This window comes from Streptomyces sp. CB02058, assembly GCF_001905505.1.
Lineage (GTDB): Bacteria > Actinomycetota > Actinomycetes > Streptomycetales > Streptomycetaceae > Streptomyces.
Genome location: NZ_LIPG01000014.1, coordinates 1 through 4450 on the forward strand (window position 1 = coordinate 1; position 4450 = coordinate 4450).

General features: G+C 67.3%; 2 protein-coding genes. Both read left to right on the top strand.

The genetic code is table 11. From position 1 onward, the window contains the following. Window positions 1–1070, top strand: a 1070-nt coding sequence (locus tag AMK10_RS36475) for a beta-ketoacyl reductase (RefSeq protein WP_143195020.1), incomplete at its 5' end; no start/stop codon positions are given. Between the two features lie 25 nt (window positions 1071–1095). Continuing rightward, a partial coding sequence (locus tag AMK10_RS36480) for a type I polyketide synthase (protein ID WP_241839827.1) occupies window positions 1096–4450 on the top strand: 3355 nt, incomplete at its 3' end.

Sequence of the window (4450 nt, forward strand, 5' to 3'; positions counted from 1 at the left end):
GTGTGCTGGATGACGGGGTGATCGGTGCGATGTCTCCGGAGCGGTTGGGTGGGGTGTTCGCGCCGAAGGTGGATGCGGCGTGGTATTTGCATGAGTTGACGGCGGGGATGGATCTGTCGGCGTTCGTGTTGTTCTCTTCGGCGGCTGGTGTGCTGGGGAATGCGGGGCAGGCGAATTATGCGGCGGCGAATACGTTCCTGGATGCTCTTGCGGCTCATCGTCGTGCTTCGGGGTTGGCGGGCAAGGCGTTGGCGTGGGGGTTGTGGTCTGCGGGGGACGGGATGGGGGGTGAGTTGTCGGAGGCTGATCTGCGGCGGATGAGGCAGGTCGGTATCGAGGGGTTGTCGGTCGAGCGTGGTCTGGAGCTTTTCGATACGGCGATGGGTCTGGATGATCCGGCTCTCGTCCCGATCCAGCTCGACCTGCCCACCCTCCGACGCACCGCCGACAACCTCCCCGAAATCTTCCGGGTGCTCTCCCAGGGCAGCGCCACCGGTCGGAGGAGACGTGAGGCCGTCAGCAAGGCCGGGCCCGCCCTGGCCGAGCGCTTGGCCGGTCTGGACGCGGACGCACGTTCCGCACTCGTGCTGGAGGTGGTCCGCGCCGAGGCGGCGGGTGTGCTCGGGCACGCGGGGCCGGAGGCCATCCATCCTGAACGCGCCTTCCAGGAGCTCGGGTTCGATTCCCTCAGCGCTGTGGAGTTCCGTAACCAACTCAACGTGGTCACCGGGCTCAGACTGCCACCGACGCTGATCTTCGACTATCCGAGCCCGGACGTGCTGACCACCCACCTGCTCACGGAACTGGCCCCCGATGCCGCGGGCCCGGACCAGGTCGACGAGGACGAACAGGTCCGCCGCATTCTGCAGACCATCCCGATCAACAGGCTCCGCGACGCCGGACTGATGCGCAGCCTGCTGGAACTGGGCGGAGTGCAGGCACCCGCCGGGGCGGACGACGACGGCGAGGGCGCCGGCGGATCGATCGATGAGCTGGACGCCGAGAGCCTGATCAGCATGGCACTCGACGAGTTCGAACTGGATGGCCCGACCGCGGAAGCAGGTAGCTGAGATGACGACTTCGGACGCACGGCTGGTGGACGCGCTGCGGGCGTCACTCAAGGAGGTCGAACGGCTTCGCGGTCAGAACAGCAAGCTCTCGTCGACCCTGCACGAACCGATCGCCATCGTGGGGATGGCGTGCCGCTATCCGGGCGGTGTGGAGTCCGCCGAGGACCTCTGGCAGATGGCCGCCGAGGGCCGGGACGTGGTGGGCGCCTTTCCCGAGGACCGTGGCTGGGACACCGGGCAGCTGTACGACCCCGAGCCGGGCGCCGAAGGGAAGGTGTACACCCGCGAGGGCGGCTTCCTCCATGGTGCCGGCGGCTTCGACTCGGCCTTCTTCGGGATCGGCCCGAACGAGGCACTGGTCATGGACCCACACCGGCGACTGCTGCTGGAAGTGTCCTGGGAAGCGCTCGAGCGGGCTGCGATCGACCCGGGCACCCTGCGGGGGAGTCGGACGGGCGTCTTCGCCGGTGTGATGTACCACGACTATCCGTACAGCAGCTCGACCGGCTCCATGGTCTCCGGGCGGGTGGCGTACACGTTGGGTCTTGAGGGTCCGGCGGTGACGATGGATACGGCGTGTTCGTCGTCGTTGGTGGCGTTGCATTCGGCGGTGCAGTCTCTGCGGTCGGGGGACAGTTCGCTGGCGTTGGTGGGTGGCGTGACGGTGATGGCGACTCCGGAGACGTTCGTGGAGTTCAGTCGTCAGCGTGGGTTGGCTGCGGATGGTCGGTGCAAGTCGTTCGCGGCGGCTGCTGATGGTACGGGTTGGGGTGAGGGCGTCGGCGTTCTGGTGGTGGAGCGGCTCTCCGACGCGCGGCGCAACGGCCACCCGGTGCTCGCAGTGGTCCGCGGCTCCGCGATCAACCAGGACGGCGCCAGCAACGGCTTCACCGCCCCGAACGGTCCGTCGCAGATGCGGGTGATTCGGCAGGCGTTGGCGAATGCGGGTCTGGCCACCAGTGATGTGGATCTGGTGGAGGCGCATGGTACGGGTACGACTTTGGGTGATCCGATCGAGGCGCAGGCGTTGTTGGCGACGTATGGGCAGGGTCGGGTTGAGGGTCGGCCGTTGTGGCTTGGTTCGGTGAAGTCGAACATGGGTCATACGCAGGCTGCTGCGGGTGTGGCGGGGATCATCAAGGTTGTTCATGCGATGCGGCATGGTGTGTTGCCGAAGACGTTGCATGTGGATCGTCCGTCGGATCAGGTGGATTGGTCTGCGGGTGCGGTGGAGTTGTTGACGGAGGCTCGGGAGTGGCCGGCGACGGTGGGTCCGCGGCGTGCTGCGGTGTCGTCGTTCGGGATCAGCGGCACGAACGCGCACGTGATCATCGAGCAGGCACCGGAGGAGGAGTCCGCCGGGAGTGAGGGGACGGAGGAGGCTCCGGCTTCCGCTCTGGAGATGCCTGTGCATGCATGGGTGCTCTCGGCCACCGGCGCTGAGGCGCTGAAGGCACAGGCCGCGCGTCTGCTGGAGCGGGTGGCGGACGGGTCTGAGGTGCGTCCGGTGGATGTCGGTTTCTCGTTGGTGACTTCGCGTGCGGTGTTCGAGCATCGTGCTGCTGTGGTGGGCGGGACGCGGGAGCAGCTCGTCGAGGGGCTGCGGGCGCTTGCCGGTGACGGGCGGGATGGTTCGGTGTTCCGGGGCGCGGCCAGGTCCAGGCCGAAGGCGGCGTTCTTGTTCACGGGTCAGGGTGCGCAGCGGGTGGGGATGGGTCGTGAACTTCACGCTTCCTTCCCGGTGTTCGCCGAGGCGTTCGACGCGGTCGTGGCGGAGCTGGATTCCCATCTGTCCGGGTCTCTGCGGGATGTGGTGTGGGGTGAGGACGCGTCGCTTTTGGAGCGGACGGAGTTCACTCAGCCGGCGTTGTTCGCCTTTGAGACGGCGTTGTTCCGTTTGCTGGAGTCGTGGGGTGTGCGGCCGGACTTCCTGGCGGGGCATTCGGTGGGTGAGCTGACGGCTGCGCATGTGTCGGGTGTGTTGTCGCTGGCGGATGCGGCGAGGCTGGTTGCTGCGCGTGCACGGCTGATGCAGGCCCTGCCCGCCGGTGGCGCGATGGTCGCCGTCCGCGCTTCCGAAGACGAGGTCCTTCCGTATCTGACGTCGGACGCGGTGAGCATTGCTGCGGTGAACGGACCGGACACGGTGGTGATCTCCGGTGCTGAGGTGGATGTGCTGGAGGTTGTGGCTCGGTTCGAGGCGGAGGGTCGTAAGACCAGTCGTCTGCGGGTCTCACACGCGTTCCATTCACCGCTGATGGAGCCGATGCTGGCCGAGTTCCGCACGGTCGCGGAGAGCGTGACGTTCGGCGAGGCTCGTATCCCGGTCGTCTCCAACGTCACCGGTCAGCTGGCCACTTCGGATGATCTGCGTACCCCCGAGTACTGGGTGCGTCATGTCCGTGAGGCGGTCCGTTTCGGAGATGGCGTTCGTGCGCTGTCGGCTGCTGGGGTCTCGGTGTTCCTGGAGGTCGGCCCGGACGCCGTCCTCACCGCCATGGCGCAGAGTTCCGCGGCTGACGCGGTGTTCGTGCCGGGTCTGCGGCGCAACCAGAGTGAGCCCGAGGCTCTCGTCACGGCGCTCGCGCGGCTGCACACGGTCGGCCACTCACCCGACTGGGCCGCGTTCTACGCGCCCACCGGAGCCCGCCGCGTCGACCTGCCCACGTACGCCTTCCAGCACCAGCACTACTGGCTGCTTCCCGACGTAATGGATTCCAACCCGGAGTCCCTTGGACTCGTCTCAGCCGATCACCCGGTCCTGGGCGCGGCCGTTGGCCTGCCCGACGGGGGAGTGGTCTTCACCGGTCGCCTCTCCCTCAACTCTCATCCCTGGCTTGCTGATCACAGTGTGCTGGGCAGTGTGCTGGTGCCTGGGACGGGCCTGGTGGAGCTGGCGCTGCGTGCGGGCGAGGAGGTCGGGTGCGGCCTGCTCGAGGAGCTGACGCTTCAGGCGCCCATGACCCTGCCCGAGTCCGAGGCACTGCGAGTCCAGGTCGTGGTGAGTGCTGCGAGCGATGACGGTGCACGCGAGGTGAGTGTGCACTCCCGGCCGGAGGGCGACCGGGACATCCCCTGGACGCTTCACGCTGAGGGCGCGCTCCTGTCCGAACCGGCGACCGCCGACTTCGGACTTGAGGTATGGCCGCCGGAGGGGGCTGTGCCTGTTTCTGTCGAGGGTGCGTATGAGCGGTTGGTTGATGATGGGTATGAGTATGGGCCGGTGTTCCGGGGGTTGAGGGCTGTGTGGACGCGGGGTGAGGAGATCTTCGCCGAGGTGTCCCTCCCTGACGAGGCCCGTGAGGATGCCGGTCGGTTTGGTCTGCATCCTGCTCTGCTCGACGCGGCGCTTCATTCGGTGTTGTTGTCGGGTGGTGAGG